General features: G+C 57.4%; 17 protein-coding genes and 1 pseudogene. 4 read left to right on the top strand and 14 right to left on the bottom strand.

All coding sequences use genetic code 11. From position 1 onward, the window contains the following. Position 1 precedes the first annotated feature (1 nt). Positions 2-2,968, bottom strand: a complete 2,967-nt coding sequence (locus tag ACA075_RS03580; protein WP_497297319.1) for a Tc toxin subunit A — start codon at positions 2,966-2,968, stop codon at positions 2-4. A 293-nt stretch (positions 2,969-3,261) separates the two neighbouring features. Between ACA075_RS03580 and ACA075_RS03585 the strand changes: the two genes are divergently transcribed. Then, positions 3,262-3,507 carry a FitA-like ribbon-helix-helix domain-containing protein gene (locus tag ACA075_RS03585; RefSeq protein ID WP_497297321.1) on the top strand — a complete coding sequence of 82 codons (246 nt, stop codon included), beginning with the start codon at positions 3,262-3,264 and terminating at the stop codon, positions 3,505-3,507. Continuing rightward, positions 3,504-3,923 carry a type II toxin-antitoxin system VapC family toxin gene (locus tag ACA075_RS03590; RefSeq protein WP_497297322.1) on the top strand — a complete coding sequence of 140 codons (420 nt, stop codon included), beginning with the start codon at positions 3,504-3,506 and terminating at the stop codon, positions 3,921-3,923. The genes ACA075_RS03585 and ACA075_RS03590 overlap by 4 nt, the downstream gene beginning before the upstream one ends. Before the next feature lie 402 nt (positions 3,924-4,325). On the opposite strand, the gene ACA075_RS03595 is transcribed toward ACA075_RS03590, so the two are convergent. Next, positions 4,326-5,189 (bottom strand): methyl-accepting chemotaxis protein, encoded by an 864-nt coding sequence (locus tag ACA075_RS03595; protein WP_497299197.1) that lies wholly within the window; start codon positions 5,187-5,189, stop codon positions 4,326-4,328. 42 nt (positions 5,190-5,231) lie between these two features. After that, a pseudogene (locus ACA075_RS03600) lies at positions 5,232-6,245 on the bottom strand (methyl-accepting chemotaxis protein); the annotation flags it as partial. 261 nt (positions 6,246-6,506) lie between these two features. Between ACA075_RS03600 and pmrG the strand changes: the two are divergent. Together pmrG and ACA075_RS03610 are read left to right on the top strand one after the other, a co-directional pair. After that, the gene (gene pmrG, locus ACA075_RS03605; protein ID WP_497297323.1) at positions 6,507-7,178 is read left to right on the top strand and encodes a lipopolysaccharide core heptose(II)-phosphate phosphatase PmrG; all 672 of its coding nucleotides are present in this window, start codon (positions 6,507-6,509) and stop codon (positions 7,176-7,178) included. Between the two features lie 26 nt (positions 7,179-7,204). After that, positions 7,205-8,068 carry a phosphatase PAP2 family protein gene (locus ACA075_RS03610; RefSeq protein WP_497297325.1) on the top strand — a complete coding sequence of 288 codons (864 nt, stop codon included), beginning with the start codon at positions 7,205-7,207 and terminating at the stop codon, positions 8,066-8,068. Here ACA075_RS03610 and ACA075_RS03615 read toward each other — a convergent pair. The 11 genes from ACA075_RS03615 to ACA075_RS03665 form a co-directional block, all read right to left on the bottom strand. Next, positions 8,019-9,458 (bottom strand): ArnT family glycosyltransferase, encoded by a 1,440-nt coding sequence (locus ACA075_RS03615; RefSeq protein ID WP_497297326.1) that lies wholly within the window; start codon positions 9,456-9,458, stop codon positions 8,019-8,021. The genes ACA075_RS03610 and ACA075_RS03615 overlap by 50 nt on opposite strands. 84 nt (positions 9,459-9,542) lie before the next feature. After that, positions 9,543-10,130 (bottom strand): ribosomal protein S5-alanine N-acetyltransferase, encoded by a 588-nt coding sequence (rimJ, locus tag ACA075_RS03620; protein ID WP_497297327.1) that lies wholly within the window; start codon positions 10,128-10,130, stop codon positions 9,543-9,545. 57 nt (positions 10,131-10,187) lie between these two features. After that, the gene (locus ACA075_RS03625; protein WP_497297328.1) at positions 10,188-11,210 is read right to left on the bottom strand and encodes a sensor histidine kinase; all 1,023 of its coding nucleotides are present in this window, start codon (positions 11,208-11,210) and stop codon (positions 10,188-10,190) included. Positions 11,211-11,219: 9 nt separating this feature from the next. Beyond that, a complete protein-coding gene (locus ACA075_RS03630; RefSeq protein ID WP_497297330.1) occupies positions 11,220-12,677 on the bottom strand; it encodes an ATPase domain-containing protein in 1,458 nt (485 codons plus the stop codon). Next, positions 12,674-13,108 (bottom strand): hypothetical protein, encoded by a 435-nt coding sequence (locus tag ACA075_RS03635; RefSeq protein WP_497297331.1) that lies wholly within the window; start codon positions 13,106-13,108, stop codon positions 12,674-12,676. The genes ACA075_RS03630 and ACA075_RS03635 overlap by 4 nt, the downstream gene beginning before the upstream one ends. A gap of 240 nt (positions 13,109-13,348) precedes the next feature. Then, the gene (locus ACA075_RS03640; RefSeq protein WP_497297332.1) at positions 13,349-14,755 is read right to left on the bottom strand and encodes a DUF2252 domain-containing protein; all 1,407 of its coding nucleotides are present in this window, start codon (positions 14,753-14,755) and stop codon (positions 13,349-13,351) included. Positions 14,756-14,853: 98 nt separating this feature from the next. Beyond that, positions 14,854-15,261 (bottom strand): PIN-like domain-containing protein, encoded by a 408-nt coding sequence (locus tag ACA075_RS03645; protein ID WP_497297334.1) that lies wholly within the window; start codon positions 15,259-15,261, stop codon positions 14,854-14,856. Continuing rightward, complete coding sequence (locus tag ACA075_RS03650; protein ID WP_497297335.1) at positions 15,258-15,950, bottom strand: DUF433 domain-containing protein; 693 nt, start codon at positions 15,948-15,950, stop codon at positions 15,258-15,260. The genes ACA075_RS03645 and ACA075_RS03650 overlap by 4 nt, the downstream gene beginning before the upstream one ends. 336 nt (positions 15,951-16,286) lie before the next feature. Beyond that, positions 16,287-16,544, bottom strand: coding sequence for a hypothetical protein (locus ACA075_RS03655; RefSeq protein ID WP_077747354.1), 258 nt, complete (start codon positions 16,542-16,544; stop codon positions 16,287-16,289). Positions 16,545-16,579: 35 nt separating this feature from the next. Next, entirely contained in the window at positions 16,580-16,963 is a 384-nt protein-coding gene (locus ACA075_RS03660; RefSeq protein ID WP_497297336.1) for a DUF6124 family protein, read from the bottom strand. A gap of 385 nt (positions 16,964-17,348) precedes the next feature. Then, positions 17,349-18,272: a hypothetical protein gene (locus tag ACA075_RS03665; RefSeq protein WP_497297337.1), complete on the bottom strand. Its 924-nt coding sequence runs from the start codon at positions 18,270-18,272 to the stop codon at positions 17,349-17,351. Between the last annotated feature and the right edge of the window lie 62 nt (positions 18,273-18,334).

Here is an 18,334-nt window from a genome sequence, read left to right on the forward strand (position 1 = left end):
ATTAGTGACTGGCCGCCATGATGGCTTCACCGACTGTCTTCCATTGAGCTGCCGAATTGTCGCTATCGAGAGTCGCAGCGCCAAGCAGCGCGGTCGTGCCAAGCCCGGTGGCTTTGCAGGCGCTGTGACAGCGCATGACCCAATCGATGTCCTTTATTGTCTGGGCCTTCTTGAACTGCAGTCGCGAGGTGAGCACCGTGACTTCAACCGTTGTCCAGTTCAGTAACTGGGCCAGGCGTTCGTTGACCACGTCTGCCTCGCGACCATAGAAATTGGCGAATTCGAGATAGCTCAACAGGTTTTCTTCCGGCTGCTGATACGTGCTCATGAAGTGGTTGAAGCGATCGAACAGGTACAAGGTTTTGAACGACAACCTGAGCTGACCATCCGGTGTGTCCAGCCAGCGGGCAGTGCTCAGCAGTGCGCGCAATGCCTTGTTGCTCAACTGCAACCGGACAGCCGCCTCGGTGTGGCGCAGAAGCGGATGCAATGTGCGTGCGAGCTGATGCGAATCTTTTGAGCCCAGGGTCTCGGTGAGAATCTGATGGACTGAGGTGTTCGCCCATATCACCACGTCTTTGGCGCAGTTCATGGGCAGGAGGAACGTTTCCTGCAGAAACGCTTCGATCAGATGCTGCTGTCGATCATGGGCCAGCAAGAGAAGCTTTTTGAGTTTCTGCTTGATCTCGTCTTTGAGCTTCCGATTTTTCTCGGGGGCGGCGTCCAGTTTGATGTGGGTGTCATCGACGACTTGGTTCAGTGCGGCGGTCAAGGTCTGCGGTACATCGTGTTTGATCGTAGGGGCGAAATCTTTTACCAGCCCGTTGTCATCAAGCAGCGTATTAACCAGCTTCGCTCGCCAATCAACTTTTTTCGGCAATGCCAGCGCCGCCCATTCTTGTGCAGTAACCACGCCCGCGCGCGTGTCGGCCCTGAGTTTGGTGAGGTACTGCTGCAAGTCCCCCAACGGATAATCGGTGCTCGACTGCAGTTCAAGAACACGTTGCAGCATGGGGATGTCGTAGGCGGACTCTTTGATCCAGCGAGTTATCCAGTCCAATTGCATCAGGACATCGAGGAGGTTTTCGCCGGTTGCCAGGCTCTTGAAATGGCCTTCCCCTCCCAGCAAATAGGCCAGCGTCGAACTTTCGCTGATCGATACGCCAAACAGTCGCGCGATGCGTGCCTGGCGATAAATGGATGACAGCGTGGGCAAATCACACTTGAGTGAGCCCAGGTGATTCTGCGTATTTTTGACGACCCGCAATAGCGAATCCTCTGTCAAAGGCAAGCCCAGGCTGATGCTCAGGTGTTGGAGAATGGTGCGAGAGACGGGGTCCGAATTATCCGCCCGAAACGCGCGACCATCGAGCATCAGCGGTGTGTCGAAGACCCGGGCCTGATTGAACACCTTGTCGAACAGGGTGATTTTATCGCCGGGCGCGCAGGGTGATACCTGGTGGAGCAGCGCGCTGAATTCTTCAGCCGTGATCGAGTACCTGCGATTCAGGTAACGATAAACACCGAGGGCCCGGAGGGCATCGTCGTCGAGTTGCATCAGGGCATTACATGGTCGTTTCGATTCAAATGCGCCGCATAGCAGGCTGTCCAGATCAGTGAAAGAAATGTTGAGCCACCGCTGGAGGCGAATCATTCGATGCAGGCGTTCGAGTTGGTTCTCGGTCACATTCGCGATGACCCCGGGGCTTTTTTCTGTGTCCAGCGACAGGCTTTTTTCAGTGACCGCGAGTGGACCATTTACGTAACGGGCACCGTAGGGCTGAGAGTAGGGCGCCGCCAATAAGTAATGCGCAGAAGTGTGTGGCGCGTATTTGCCTTGCGCCAGCAATGCCTCCAGTTGCTCGGCCTTAAGAGCGGATCGCTCAAGGAAGGGGTGTATTTTTTTCAGGTCGCAAACTGATGCCGTGCCGTAGATCTTTTTCCAGTAATTGTCTTTTTGTGTGCGCTGTTCTTCGAGGGGGAGTGTGGCGAGCGCCGCGTCTGGCACCAGCTTTTGGTCCCATGGCCGTTCTGTCAGCAGCGCTTGTTGTTTCGGGCTCAGGCCGGACATCAATCTCTGAGCCTGATCGGAGGAGGTGTTCTGCACCGTGCCAAACCGGGATCCGTAGTATTGCGTGACAGGCAGGTATTCGCTGACGAGGTAATTCAGCTCTCCGAGCATCGGTTTGTCCGCGCCCAGTCCCAGCACGCACTGATGATGGAAAAACTCGTAAGGAAGGGCAAAGGGGTAATACCGTTGCGCCAGAACGTCATAGGTCGATTTGCCTTTGTCATCGGTGGTTTTAAGTGCGTCCTGGATATTCTGGTCCAGGACCGCATTGACGATGCCGAGCATCGGTTGCGCGGTGAAGGTGCTTTGCTGATCAATCGACAGATCAGCGAGATCCGGCCGGCGTTTGCCCAGCGTGATCCGGTTGGCTTTTTCTTCCGCTGATGACGAGACACTGGATTCCAGCCGCAGGGCAAAACGGTACAGCGCTCTAAGGTAGGCGACCGGTGAATCGATGGCAGCGATCGAATCGTTCTTGCAAGCGTCGTCCCAGTTTTCTTTGAACAGATGGGTGTAGGTGGGGCCCTGTTTCTCGACGGCGCGAATGCCCAACGGATGCCACTGGTGCTGCGCTGTTCCGTCCGACGTCCGCTGCTCCCGGTAAAGGTGGCTGATCTGGGCGGCGTAACATCTGGCGTCGCTGTAGAGCGCTGCGGTGTTGATGGCCTCGTGCGTTTTGAGGCTCTCGTGATCGCTGATCGCGGTGTCCAGACGATCCTTGAACTCGGCTTCGGTCATCCCGGTGATGTCGAACACCGAGGTGATTGCCGGCGCTGCCTTGAATAGCTCCGCCAATTCTTTTGATTTGCCGTCCGGGGCGTAGGCTTCGATCAACGTATCGAGCAGGGAATGTTTTGTGTTATCGGCAGGTGTGTTGACGACGGAATTGTCGACCATGTCGATGGGCCTCCAATGAGTGGAGATGTCGACATTACGGTGTGACACGCGGGGGCGCTGTCAGCGCATTCATTCGGCGAGAACCGGAAGTTTCGCCACTTGGCAGGGGACTGCGGCGGCACGTATGTAGGACTACGCCGACGGGCGGCTAGCCTAGGACCTCGACCCGTTATTTCGAGAATTGTCGGGCGTATACCAAGGCGATGAATGAAGACCGTTTGGCATCTACATGACGTGAGTTGAATTGAGTGTGTTAGCCTCAATCAATGATTTCATTGATTGCAGGAGGCGACATGGCCAGCATTACGATTAGAAACCTGGACGATCAGATTAAGGAACAACTGCGGATCGCGGCAGCGCACAACGGGCACTCGATGGAGGAAGAGGCACGCCTGATTCTTGGTAGAGCCTTGGTTACGGTTAATCGCACTGGAGGACTTGGCAGCCGAATCCACAACAGATTCATCACCACCGGTGGGGTTGAACTCGATCTTCCTCCACGTCACGAGATAGCGACGGCGGTGGATTTCTCCGAATGATAGTGCTCGATACCAACGTTCTTTCGGAATTCATGCGTGTCGAGCCCGATTCACAGGTCCTGGCCTGGGTCGATGCGCAACCGGCAATGGACCTGGCGATCAGCGCTATTACCGTGGCAGAAATTCTCCATGGCATTGCCCGGCTTCCGTTTGGCAAACGTAAACAAAAACTTGAAGCACATGCGATGGCGATGTTTGAAGAGGACTTTGCCGGACGAATATTGCCTTTTGATGCCCATGCCGCCGTGGAATACGCGGCGCTGGTCGCTGGCGGTGAAGCAGAGGGTAGGACGGCGTCGATGGCCGATGCGCAAATTGCCGCCATCTGCCGAAGTCATGCCGCCCCGATTGCCACCCGCAATGTTCGAGACTTCGCATTTCCTGGCGTTGAGGTTATCAATCCTTGGGAGGCCTGATGCAGTCGGTGATTGCAAGCTGACCATTCCCACGCGCTAGCGTGCAATGATCAGGCGGATTTAAATCCGGAAGTCACTGGCGACGGATTCAGTGCTGTGGTCGTCAACCTCAAGGGTGCTGCTCTGGTAGTGCTCGGCATCGTCCAGCGCTTGTACCTCACGTGCGCTGGCCCGATCGATGATCTTGGCATCGGTCCGTGTCCATGCGACGTCGAAAATGACGATGCATTACGCTCATTTCAGTCCTTGGCACCTTGCCGAAGTCGTCAATCTGAACCCGATCGCTGAGAAGTGTGAACACTTTGTGGGCGTCACGGATGGAGAAACGCGGAAACTGGCTTCATAAAAATGACGAAGCCCTTTATTTAAAGGGCTTCTGAGGGGATGGATAGCTGCGGTGCTTTAGACCCTGAAATGACTCACCATCATCTGCAACTGATTCCCCAACCGCGCCAGTTCAACACTGGACGCCGCGGTTTCGTCGCTGGCGGCGGCGGTCTGTTCTGACACGTCGCGCACGTTGATGATGCTGCGGCTGATTTCTTCGGCCACGGCGCTTTGTTGCTCGGCAGCGGCAGCGATCTGCTGGTTCATCGACTGGATGTTGGACACGGTGCGGGTGATGTTTTCCAGCGACACGCCAGCCTTGCGGGTCAGGGCCACGCTGCTGTCGGTCAGGGCGCGGCTGTTGTTCATCACGTTCGACACTTGTTGAGTACCATTCTGCAGACCGGCCACCAGGCCTTCGATTTCTTCGGTGGATTTCTGTGTGCGCTGAGCCAGGCCACGGACTTCGTCGGCAACCACCGCAAAACCACGACCGGCTTCACCGGCACGCGCGGCTTCGATCGCGGCGTTGAGGGCCAGCAGGTTGGTCTGTTCGGCAACGGCCTTGATCACGTCCATGACGCTGCCGATCTTGTCGCTTTCCTGTTGCAGCACGCTCATGGCTTCGGTGGAGCGTGCCACTTCGCTGGCCAGACGCTCGATCTGGGCGATGGCTTCGTTGACCACTTTATCGCCTTCGCGAGCCTCGCCGTCAGCGGCGGCTGCGGCCTGGGAGGCTTCTTCGGCGTTGCGCGCGACTTCCTGCACGGTGGCGGTCATCTCGTGCATGGCGGTGGCCACCTGATCGGTCTCGATCTTCTGGCTGTTGACGCCGGCGCTGGTTTGCTCGGTGACGGCGGACAATTCTTCGGCGGCGCTGGCGATCTGGGTGACGCCGTCGCGGATGCCGCTGATCAGATCACGCAGGGTCACACCCATGCGCGCGATGCCTTGCTGCAACACGCCGAGTTCATCGCGGCGCGTCACTTTGACGTCCTGGGACAAGTCGCCGCTGGCGATGCGTTCGACCACGGCCAGGGTGTCGCGCAACGGGCCGGTGATCTGACGGGTGATGATGACGGCAGCAATGATGCCCACCAACAACGCCAGCAATGTACTGATCAGCTGCAATGTGCGCGCCTGGGCGCTTTCGGCGTCGCGACGATCGAGCTGGATCTGATACAGCTGATCGCTCAGGGTCACGATGGCGGCGCCCTGGTCAGTCATTTCCTTGCGCGCCTGCACGGCATCGGTGTTGGCGGCTTTATAGGCGATCAACGCGCTGCGGTAATTGCCAAGTGCGGTTTCGAGCTGGCGCAGGGCGTCTTGCTGGGTCTCGGCAAACTGCACGTTCAGCGGTTTCAGGCTGGCAATCGCTGAATCCAGTTGGACGACGGCTTTTTGCTCGGTCTCGGCATTGGTGGTGGCGGTATAGCCGCGCACTTCGTAGCGGGCCAGGATGAACGCTTCCTTGGCGGCGGTGACGGCCTGGAACTGTTCGAAACGTTGATCGCTCAAAGGCATTTGTTGCGCGCGGGTGCTGATGGCGTCGATCAGCGTGCTGGCTGTTTCAGCATTGGCGGCCATGGTGTCGCGGGCGCTGTTGCCGGTGCGGTAGGCGCTGCGCATTTTGTTCAGCGACGTCTTGTAGGCGTCGATGTAAGTGCCTTGCTCTTTGAGCAGCTTGAGGTTTTCCGGGCTCTTGAACTTCGACAGCAGCGATTGTTGCTGAGCGGAAAAGGCGTCAAGGGTGGTCTGTACGTTCTGAGCGGCGGTTTCATCGCCGTTGGTCAGCATGTATTGCAGGCGAACCACACGAAGCTTGGTCAAACCGGCGTTGAGCTGGGTGATGTCGCTCATCCAGTTGCTACGGTCAATCAACCCGCCCAGGCTCGTCCAGCCGGTCAGGGCCAGTACGCAGGTCAGTGCCAGGACCAGGCCGAACCCCAGGCCCAGTTTCATGTTCACGCTGATGTTGCCGAACCAGCTATTCATCAAATTCCTCCAGGAACGTTGCGCTTTCGATCGTCGGTTGGCTGGAAGATTGTTGTTTTTTTAGGTGCCAGCAAGGGTGTGTAGCAGGTCTGTATCGGCAGCAATCGCGAGAGCTGAAAGGATTCTGTCGGACAGATCTGTAACAAGATTTCTGGGGCGCCTTAAGCTTTTTTTCACATGGGTTTCACCCGCTGCTGACGCGCGCGACTCTACCCTCGCGTCACCTAATGACAGTGATGCATGCCGGCGAGGCGGCTTGATGTGGAATTGAGACTGAATCTGTTCGGGATAAAACGCTCAATTAAACTGGGCCGGTTGACCCGCTACCGAAACACGGCCGTGGTGCTGGCTTCGGCGCTACTGGTGATTCCATTGACAATCTGGCTGTTGCAGCCAGCCGCCATACCGGACCTGGCGCATGGCAACGCGTCGGGCGCACGAGCGTTGGCCGCCGACTGGGCCAAAGGCGATGTGATTGTGCTGGTACGCCATGTCGAGCGCTGTGATCACTCGAAAGCCGCGTGCCTGAGCGGCAACGATGGCATTACCGATCGTTCGCGTAGCGTCGCGGTGAGCGTCGGTGCACGGTTTGAACAGATGGGGCTGGACAAGGCCGATATTTACAACAGTCCGATGATTCGTACGTCGCAGACGGCCAGTTACATGTTCAACAAAGTCGCGCTTGGCGAGGATTGGTTGGTCAGTTGCAAAGGCACGATGCTGCGTGATGCCCTGGCGCATAAAGTGGCGGGTCGCAACCTGATCCTGGTAACCCACAGCGAATGCATGGCGCAACTCGAGAAGGATCTCAATTTGTCCACTTCTACACTCGGCTACGGCGCTTCTCTGTTCATCTCCACCCAAACACCTCAAGTACCGCGTATGCTCGGTTTCATTGAAGCTTCCGACTGGCGCTCGGTGACCACCGAATGAGTTTTCCCTCTGGATCAGGACACACGATGCTGACTTCTTCCCGCAACCGCTTTTACTGGGCGAACTTCGGTATCCCGTTGGCCTGCGCGGCCGTGGTTTTCCTGATGTTCGACATGACCCAGATCGACATCGCCTTCAGTAATCTTCTGTTTGATCCGGTCGCCCAGATCTTCCCGCTCGACAAGGTTCACTTCTTTGAAAAGCTCACCCACAAGTGGGCGCGCATCATTCCGAACTGGACCGCCGAGATTGCCCTGATCGGCGCGATGCTGTCGTTTGTCTGGCCGCTGATCAACATTTCAAAGCATCCGCGTCTCGGTGGATTTCTGGAGCGGAGCAAAGCGGCGCCGGTGCTGCGATTTGCCTACGGACATCGTCGGGATTTCCTGTTCGTCGTCTTCGCGTTTGCCATTTGCACCGGCGTGATCCATTTCCTCAAGTCGCACACCAGCGTGTACTGCCCGATTGAAACGACCCTCTACGGTGGGAAATTGCCTCACGTGGAGTGGTACAACAACTTCCAGTTGTTCAGGGAAGCCGGTGATGGCCGTTGCTGGCCGGGTGGCCATGCTTCCGGCGGTTTCACCATGCTCGCGCTGTACTTCGTGGCTCGCCGCTACCGCTGGCGCTACTCCAAAGCGCTGATGTACGGCGCGTTGCTGCTCGGTTTCGTCTATGGCACGACGCGGGTCCTGCAAGGCTGGCACTACATGTCCCACACCTTCTGGGCCGGGATCTTCGTGTGGCTGGCCTGTTTGCTGACAGCGTTGGCGTTTTACGGCCGAGCGCGACTGGAGATGCCGGTGCTGCAAAAGGCTGAAGCGCCAGCCGCTGAGCCGCTTACTGATTTACAAAGTAGTAAGCCTGACGCCCCACCTTCATGGTCTTGAGCACTTTCAATGGCGCGGCCGGTTCGGTTTCGCCGGACATGACCGCCACGTTGACGGGTGAGGCCGCCAGAAACTCATGCAGTTGCGCCTCGGTGTCCAGGCCCTTGAGCACTTGCCGGGTGTAGAACACGCTGGCACCGCCCACCCGTTCGTTAGCCTGGAACAGAGCGATGTGTTGCCCGTTGGCCTGCATCGTCTGGATCTGTGCGGTCAACGGCAGGAAGGACAGTTTGCGATCGGCATGGGGCAGCGCCCATTGAGCGGCGGCCAGGTAGCTGCCAATCACCAACGCGATCACGCCAATGACTGCGCCGCGTCGATGCCGTGCGATGTGCCCCAAAAGGTTCGAAGCACCTTCGCGCAGCTTCAGCCGCTCGAACAGAACGCCCGCATACTCCGCCGCAATCACCGCCGCCGCGGGCGTCATCGACATGAGATACACCGTGCGCTTGCTCGACGCCAACGTCAGCATCACAAACTGAGCCACGATCCACAGGGTGAAAAACAGCAAATAACGATTGGCCATCAGGCTTTTTCGAAAATGCCACAACCCCAGGTACACCAGAATATTCCACGGCAGAAACGCTTGGGGCAGCTTGGCCAGGTAGTAGTAGAACGGTTCGTAATGCCCGGCCTCGACGAAGGATCCACTGAAGCGTCCGACACTGTTGGTCAGCAGCACTTCCCCAACGGCCGGCGCCCCACCACGCTGATACAGCACAGCGAGCCAGATCGTCAGGGGGATCAATCCGACAAGCGTCAGTAAACCGGGGCGCAACCAGTCGGAGATTTTCAGGCGCCTGTCCATCAAGGTCTCGGCCAGCAGATAGGCGAAAATCACCACGCCCGGCATCGCCAGGCCCAGGACGCCTTTGCTCAATGTGGCGATAGCGATTCCCGAGGCGAACAGCAGCGCGTTGCCGGGCGTCGATTGTCGCTGCCCCTGAAAGAACGCCAGCAACGCCATGCTCACGCCGAGGGCGAGCAACGCGTCTTCACCGACGCCGCGCACGTTGCTCCAATAACTGGCCATGGTTGCCAGAAAGATCCCCGCCGTCCAGGCAAGCGACTTGGGCCGGCCGAACCGCCGCAGCATCGCGTACAACAGCATCACGCTGAACAACCCGGCGAACGCCGAGGCCAGTCGCACCGCCCACGGCGTGCCGCCAAATGCACGGATGGCGCCGGCATCGAGCCACAAGCTCAAAGGTGGTTTTTCCAGAAAAGGTTCGCCGAACAAACGGGGCGTCACCCAGTCGTTGTCGAGGTGCATCTGCATGGCGATCCCGGCCACACGGGCCTCGGTGGAGCCTTGCAGTTGATGATTGCCCAAGGCAAAGAAAAACAGCAGGGCAGCCAGTAGAAACAGTGAAGTGGCGGGACGCGACATAGGCTTCTGGCAACCGAGCAGGTGGACCGGGAAGCCCGAGCATACTGGGCGAATGCTTAATGAAGTGTGAACGGCCGCGAAGTATTACGAGAGGCGTCTGGACCAGCGCTGTTCCGGGGCTTCAAAGCGATCATTGATCAACGCGGTCAACACGTGATCCTGCCAACGCCCGGCGATACTCAGGTAGGCCTTGGCGTAGCCTTCACGTTCAAATCCCAGGCGCTCCAGCAGCCGCGCGCTGCGTTCATTACCGGGGATGTAATTGGCCATGATCCGGTGCAGTTTCTGCTCATCGAACATGTAGCCGATGCCTGCTTCCAGTGCTTCCTGCATCAAGCCCTGGCCCTGACGGGATTCGTCGATGTGGTAACCGAGATAACACGCCTGAAACGCTCCGCGAGTGATGCCGCTGAAATTGCAGGCGCCGATCATCTGGCCGTTGTCCGGGTCCAGCAGCGCGAAATGCACCGCCAGACCGGCCTCGAACGCACTGGCTTGCACCTCAAGGCGCGGACGAATGTTTTCAGGGCTGTGGTAATCGGAGGGACGAATCGGCGACCACCGGGCAAGATGCCTTTGGTTGCGTCGGTAGAAATCGCTTTCCAGTGCCGCCTGTTCAGGGGCGAGCACTGCCAGCGTCAAGCGTTTGCAGGGCAGGGACAACAACGGCATGGGGCGCTCCGGTTCGTGAGGGTCGTAGCGCAAGCATCATGGGGCCAGCGAAAAAACTCAAACCTCCAGCGGCAACGTCACGATGAAGGTACTGCCTTTGCCGTCGCCGTCGCTCATGCCGATCACCGTGCCACCATGGGCTTCGACCAGCTCGCGAACGACCGTCAGGCCAATGCCCAGACCTGCGCCGTTGAAACCGACGGCGTGAACGTCCTGCACAAAAGGCTCGAATATAAACGGCAGCGCCTTGGCGGAAATACCGATGCCGGTATCGCAAATGCTCATCTCCAGCAGTTCGTCTTCGGAGGTGACCGAAAGCGTGACCGTGCCGCCCGCCGGCGTGTACTTGGCCGCATTGCCCAGCAGGTTGCCGAGAATCTGCGTGAGTCTTACCGGATCGCCATTCACCGCCAATGCACCTTTGGGCAACTCAGCCGTGAAATGCAAGTGCTGAGCGATCATCACTGGGCTGCACACGGCGATGGCGTCCTGAATGATCTGCACCATGTCGACGATGCGGCAATCGAGGCGCAACTTGCCGGTGCTGGCGCGGGATACATCAAGCAAATCTTCCACCAGTCGCGACATGTGCTGCACTTGGCCTTCGATCAGCGCCTGCATGCGTGGCAGCTCTTCACTTGGCACTCGCACCAGTCGGCCCGCGATCATGCTGATGGGCGTCAGCGGGTTGCGCAGTTCGTGGGCCACCAGGGTGAGAGTGTTGCGTTGCTGCGCCAGCGCATGTTCTGCCGAGGCTTGCAGGTCTTGTGCGCTGAGGGCCGCGATGACCAATTGCGCGTTGGCCTCGCGCATCTCCAGGAACAGCCGTTGCTCTTCTGGTGAGCGATGGGGTTTTTCCGCATCCGATTGCGCCAGGAGAATGGCTAGTACCAATTGCTGATTGGCTTCGACCAATTGTTCGATTTGCTGGGCATCCACCAGCCGGTTGTTGGTATCGCTCAATTCTTTCTTCAGCGCCGCCAGCACCGCGCGGGCTTCGACGGTTTTTTGACCGAGCAGGAACAACTCACGAGCGGCGGTGGCCATCGTCTGCGCGTTCGTACCTTTAGCCTCCGTCATGGTCCTGGTTTACACCTCATCTTTGCTGAGTTGCCGGGTGGGACGGCCTCCGAGTAAGCCTTCCTGATCCGGCAACATTTCACCGATTTGCAGGCCTTTATCGCCGATGCTGTAAAGCCTCAACTCATCGGAGTGGGTGCTGGCCCGCACCTTGACCACGGCCATGATGCGCAACAAGCGGCTCTGCACTTCAATGTAGCGCTGAACGATGATCGCGTCGGTAAGAAAAGCAGTTCCGTAAGGGCTGAAACGCAAATCGGTGTAGCGGTCTTCCAGCTCCGAGGTCATCAATACACTGACACCAGCACTGGTCAGAGCGGTGACCATGCGCGACAGCGACTCACGAAAGTCTTCGCGGAAGGTCGGCGCCAGCGCCAGTTCGAACCCGGACAGCGAATCAATGACCACTCGGGTGGCTTTCAATCGGGCGATCTCGCTCAACAGCAACTGCACGATTTCGTCGATGGACAGGTCTGGTGCACGGCTGTCCACCAGACCGACCTGTCCGCTCTGAATCAATCCCGCCAGGGTTGAGTTCTGGGAGTGATTCGGCCGTTGTTCAAACACCGCGATCACGCCGGTTTCGCCATTGCGCGCGCCCTCGGCCAGGAATGTCGCCGCCAGAATGCTTTTTCCCGAACCTGACGGTCCGGCCACCAGCAAGGAGTAGCCACGAGGCAGGCCGCCGCCGAGCATCTCATCGAGTTGCGGCACGCCCATTTTCAGGCGCTTGATCGGGAAATCCCGTGGCGCTTCAACCGCGTCGAACGTCGCTGGCGCAAACACCTTGATCCCCGACGTAGCAATACGGAAGGTATGCAGCCCCGGCAACGTTGGCTGACCGCGCATCTTCATGATTTCCATCTTGCGCACCATGGAATTGCGCTGAACGCTCTGGCGCAACCAGATCAGGCCATCGGCCACGGTGAAAATCGGGTTGGTGTCGGTTTCGGTGAAGTACTCGCCAATCAGGAAGGTCGTGGCCTGCCAGGTGGTCATCAACATGCCCAGTTGCTGAACGAACTGCGGCAGGTTGTTGTTGGGGTTGTCCTGGGTCTGGCTGGCCAGCACCACGGAGCGGAACGAATCGACGAACACCAGCGCCGGTGAGTGAGCCTCTACCTCGCTGACAATGCGCCGCAGCACCTCGTCCAAGTTCCCCGCCAACGTGTCGGAGGCCAGGTTGATATAGCGAATCGAATGGTTGATCGCTTCGCTGTCGAAAAAATCGAATTGCTGCTGATAGCGCAGCATCTTCAGGGGTGGCTCTCCCAGCACGGTAAAGAACAGCGCTGGGCGTTCAGGCGTCGCCAAGGCGAACATCATTTGATGCGCGAGGGTGGTTTTGCCGCAGCCGGGAGGGCCTGCGATCAGGTTGAACGAAAACTCCGGCAAACCTCCGCCCAGCACCTCGTCCAGTCCTGGCACACCGGTGGCCAGACGGTTGATAGTCACTTTGGTGCTCATGGCGAATTTTCCTGCGAATGGGTGTCGCTCAAAGAAGGTTCCCACATGCCACGAAGCAAACGTGCGGTGAGCGAGGGCCCGATAAGCGTGGACAGCAGATCGTAAAAGGTGGTCAGCAACACTTCACCGAAAAACAGCGCTTCGGCGTCGCTTTGCTCAACAATTACGGACTTGAGGGCTGTCAGGTCCATGCCGGCCGGCACTTTGTCGCGGGTGCTGGCTAAACGCGGATGAGTAGAGGCGCACAGGTGGAGGCTGCGGCGATAAAGCGCGGCAACCCCTTGCTGGCCGATGATGGGCGTGAGGGCTACTTCCATATCCCGCAAGGTTGAAATGATCGCTTGGGCGATCCTTGCGATGTCAGCGTCGGGGCCAACACGGTGCGCCAGAGAAGCAACGATCTGACGGCTCTCTTCGCTTTGCGTGGACATGGCTAACTGATATCTGATGGACAGACATCGATGGTACACCCAATAAGGTGACTGGACCTGATTTGCGACAGTTCCGGGGAAAGTATTGGGTTAGGGGCGTCACTCATCAGTCAAAAGGCAAAAAAAAGCCCGCGGGAAGGCGGGCAAACCGTAGTTTCTTGAATGAGCGAGGGCAATGTACCGGTTGGAGAGGGCGGGAGGGGTGAAGAAAAATTCATGTGGATGGACCGCGTTACCCGCTCAGGGCAAATGATCTGCCGCAAAGTCCGCCTCGGAGCGAGCTCGTAACCGACCCTTGCGGCAGGCCTGCTGGAATCGCTCAAAGTCTTGCTCATTGTGCGTTGCATAACTTTTCGCATACTTGAACAGCGCGTCGGCCAGCGCATCGCTCTTGCCGATGTAGCCGCTGATCTGCGCGGCCTGCCCGGACGATTTGGCATGTGCACGGGCGAGCGCGCGACCACACACGCGACCATACGCGGCGAAGGTGTCCGCATCGAACGTCTCAAGCTCGGCCGAGATTTTCATGTCGCGCAACTGCCGCACGTAGAAGTGTCGACCGCCGGGGCCGGTGGCCCAGCCGAGGAACAAGTCACTGGCCGACTGCATCAGCCGTTGACCCTCGACCACCCGCTGACCGTTATGCCGCACTGTCGATTTTGTCTTTACGTAATCGGCCAGCACCGAGCGCCGTGCTTCCTTGAATTGCAGGAACAGAGGGAATTCCTGATCGTCAGTCAGCAAGGCCACCAGACAGCGGGTGCCAACACTGCCGACGCCCACCACTTTGAACGCCATGTCCTGGACGTGAAAACGTGAAAACAACGTTCGTCGGTCAGCCTGCAGCGTGCCTGGATACTCGCGCATGAAGGCGTCGTAGAGCGGCCGCCAATCCGAGAGGCGCAGCCAGTCATCGTCGGCATCCAGCAATGTGGTTTTTTTATGCAGGTGGAAAATTTCCGGCAGGTCATCGCGAATGATCAGTCGACCGTGTATGTCACGCTCGCTGATTTTCGGTAGCAGCTCGGCGTGCGAACGACCCTCGGCCTTTTCGATGGCACGTTCGATATGCTCGAGCGTTTTTTTGTTCGCCTGCTTGCGCAGGTCGTCGTAACGGATGGACTCGTACCAGGTTTCCAGCGAGCTTTGTTCGGCGCACTCGAGCATGGTTACCTGATAAGCGCTGACCACTTCGCGGCAAACTGTTTCTTCGACCGTTTCCCCATGGCGCAGATCGCGGGCCGCCACCACGATACTCGCCACCAGCCGTTTAACGTCCCACTCCCAAGGGCCGGGATGGACCTCGTCGAAGTCGTGGACGCCGAACAATAAATTACGTTCGGGCGTGGCGAACCCGCCGAAATTCATCAGGTGGCAATCGCCGCAGATGGGCGAGGTCAGGCCCATGTTTGGCGTGGAGGCCAGATCGTGGGCCTGCAAAAGCGCGGTGCCGCGATAGAAGGTGAAAGGGGAGACGAGCATTCGGCCGTAGCGGAGTTCGACCAGGGATTTGATTCGGCCTTCGCTGGAGGCTTTGATCAGTGGGAGCGGGTCGCGTGTTGTTTTTCCCGTAGACGCCTGGGAATTGCGGGGGCAATTCTTGCGAGCGTCCTTGCCTTGCTTCAAGCGGTCTTTTAGGGCGGTCATGGGGGCTCTCGCTGTAGGCTTTGTGCGGATTGAGTGTAGAAGGCCATACAGGGAGCGAAATATTCGATGAAATAAAAAGCCCGATTATTATTCGGGCTCTAAATTTTGATCTGATCAAATTTTCCGTGTGAAGGATATTTCCACGGCACGCGGAATGCTGCGCCGCCTCTGATCAAGTTTGCTTGGGTTGTGATGGCGGGCCACCAACGCACCAAATTATGGGCCTTGTTCCAATAGGATTCGTTTCCCCAGTGTTTAGCCAAGCAAAACACGGGTAGGCCACATTCGCGAAACGCTCGTTTTTCAATATCGCCTTTTGTAAATTTATCTTGTGAGATAACGGCCCAGCCACCTTCGTCGCTCAGTACTGAAATCCAATCAACGTCCGTGGTGTTCTGCGGAAATTTATCCTTCAGTGGCAATACCGAATGCCCGTCTACTTTGGTCAGCTCATTTAATGCGCGGGCAAGGGCGGGGGGAAGATTGTTGTCCAGTAAAAAATTCAAGCGGCATTCCTTTGCTCAAAATTGACCGCCGCTTCAACTGCTGCGGGAGGAATCTCGTAGAGAAGTGCCACACGTTTGGTGTTTTCCCCTTCTGTCTTATAGGCGCTAAAAATTGCCGCCGTATCGATTCCCGTGATCGAAAGAATGGGTTTGCCGAAGTTTCGGGAGGGATCCAGAACGATCGCTTTGCTGCGTTTTACCGGATACCAGCGCTGAGCGGCATCTGATCCCGTGTAGTCAATGCCTTCATACAACGAAGGTTTGATGACCTGCTCGAACGCGTACTGTTGCTTGATCAAGTCGAGAAGGGATTCATCCCCTGTTTCGCTCATGACCGTGGCGAAAATACGCCGACCATCGGTTTGAAAACGTTTGCAGGTAAATGGATAGGCTTGATTGAAAATCTCTTTTGCTTGCTGCGAGGCATTGCGGATGGCTTGCAGGCTAACGCCGTGCTGGCGGAAGGCATGGACGAAACGAATTTCCAGGAGGTCATGAAAGCCTAGTACGCACTCATCCAGGTCGGCCAGTTCCGAGCTCCAAAGCCCCGAGTGCTGAACACCGTGCATGGTATATCCGAAAAGCCAACGGCGGATATCGGCAGCTGGAATCCCCGTGTAAAGGGAAGCTTCAGCCGGTGTGTATAAGCCAATACCGACAAGGCGGCTAGGCAGTTTAACGTTTTGCATGTTGGCCTCCTTGTCATCAGGTGATTCGGCGAGGGGATTCTGGTCGTAAGTATGGACTCAGGCAACCAATCGGGGACGAACAGCGGTTTTGTTTGTTCAGCCTAGATTTAAAGCGTGATCATCACAATCAGCTCAGAGTCGATACGGCTTGCAGGAAATTTCCGAAGAACCTGTCCTGTAATTCGCTCTTGCGACGGATCGAGGGGAAGGGAGTCAATTGAGTCCACAGAAAGTTACAGTTTATGAAACCTTCTGTTGAGCCAAAGCCCAAAAAGGCACCTGCGATGTTGTCGTCAGGTGCCTTTTTTGTTGTAAGCAGATTCGAGGGTTAATTCGTTACATCGACGACACCTGCGCCTGCAATCGCCGGCCAACGACATCCATCAAATCGCAGCCATCGCGCAGCGAAGTCACCAACACCCGCGCCAATTCACTGTGAACACCTTCGTTCACAGCAAAGCTCTCCAGCAATTGAGTCGCCGTGCGGATGCGGTAAGCCGCAGTTTCGTGCAATACGTCCAGCGGTGCTTCAGTGTCGATCAGCAACGACGCGATGGTGCAGTCGATGCCGGTGACAGGCATGTATCGATCCATGACAAAACCTCCATTCGGTAAAAGAGCGCGACCACTCAGTGGTGGCTGGCGGACGGAACTTCGGACACGCCATCGGGCGGATCGAGGTTGTCCAGCGCTCGGTTTACCAACAGTTCGCCCAGCACCGCCAGTTGCTGAATCGCCAGTGCCACGTTGCGCCGCGAGCCTTCGAGTTCGCAGGCCAGTTCGGTGGTCATGACATTGAGCGAGGCAAGGGTTTCGCAGGCATGAGCGAGCAGGGTTGGCGTGTCGACGTCGGGGAGGATAGTGAAGATGTGGCTGATGGGATCGGGGTGGTTTGGGTTGCGGAGGCGGGCGCTGATGATGCGTTCGGTGGTTTCGGAGAGTTGGCTTAAGTCGGGTGCGTCTACATCTGAATGGGGCGCAGATTCGGGCGGATTTGGGGTGATCTTTTTCATGATGGAACTCCTTGCGTTGGTGGAGGCTGCCAGTCCCCTGCTGTCAAACAGGATTGGGTGGCGGCTGTACGCGGGTTGACAGACCGGAAACGCAAGCATCCAGTGCATCCGAAGATGCCCCACGCACAGCCACCAGAACGAAACTGCACATGTGAAAGGATGCCGTTTTATCCGGAGGAGTGAAAGCTTGCGGTTCTTCAGCCTGTCAAAGCCGATCGCTGATTTGCAGCGATACCCGAAGGCTATCGATGCAGAACCGATTCCGCCAGTTCATGAAAGCCGACACGATTTGCGGGAAGTTTCCTAGGATGAGGACTACGTTCTTACAAAATAAGTAACTGTTCAGGGCTGTAACGATTTTGGTGTTATGCCTGAGCTGGTTTCCTCAATACTCCATAACCTCACCCCTCCGCAAAACCCACCCAGCCTCCCCAGCCATCAACCGATACCGAACCTCCCGCATCTTCCCCGTCCTTCCGGCCCCGGCGTCCGCACTCTCATAAACCGGAAACCGCCGCACCAACACATTTTCCACCACTGCAAACTCATCCTCACCCTGATAGCCCTCGGCTGCTTTCGCGTCCTCACTCACCGGCGGAAGATAAATCTCGCTGAGCGATTTTTTGCGATTCGCTGAATACGCCACGAGCTCACCTGGCAATCCGCGTCCCGGTGATCGGGCAAAGACGTAAAGCTCTGGCGAACCATCCCGATCAAGGTCCGCAACCTCGGCCCGCACGATGTTTCCCGTCAATGGTCGGGTGATGTCTGAATTATCGGTTTCCAGCCCTTGAGGCGAAATGCGTAGCACGCGGTGGTCATCGATCCCCTCCGTTGTCACATGAAACCGAATGCCCTGCAATTCCAGGGTTTGGTCAAACGGCCGAGTGCTGTCCGAGGCATCAGCGGGGCTGAGGTTCAATGAAAGGTTGTAGTTCGCCACTTCATTGCGCCGGGCGGCGTTGCGCATGAGGTACACCTGAACCGTGTATTCGCCGTCGGTGGGTAACGGCCCGATGAAATGGTTGCCCATGATCGAGCCGTTGAACAGCGCGTAGTCTGCGCCTTTGGCGGTGATGTTGAAGTAAGCCGATGCATTGGAGGGCTTGAGGTCGACTGTCAGTATTTGACCTGCCTTCGCACTCACACGGTACTGCGCGGTGAGCGGGCCCTGGATGGACTGTTTGATCTCGACGGCATTGGTGCCCTTGTCGAAAGGGACTTGCTCGACACGGGGCGCGACTTCGGTGGCGGCCTGTACAGATATAAAAAACATGGCCGCCAAGATGGCTACGATCCTGACGTTCATTTCATCCTCCCGAAAGATAGGAGCGAATTACTTTGGCGTGATATTGACCCAATGAGACGCCA

It is taken from the genome of Pseudomonas sp. LBUM1663, from assembly GCF_059695905.1.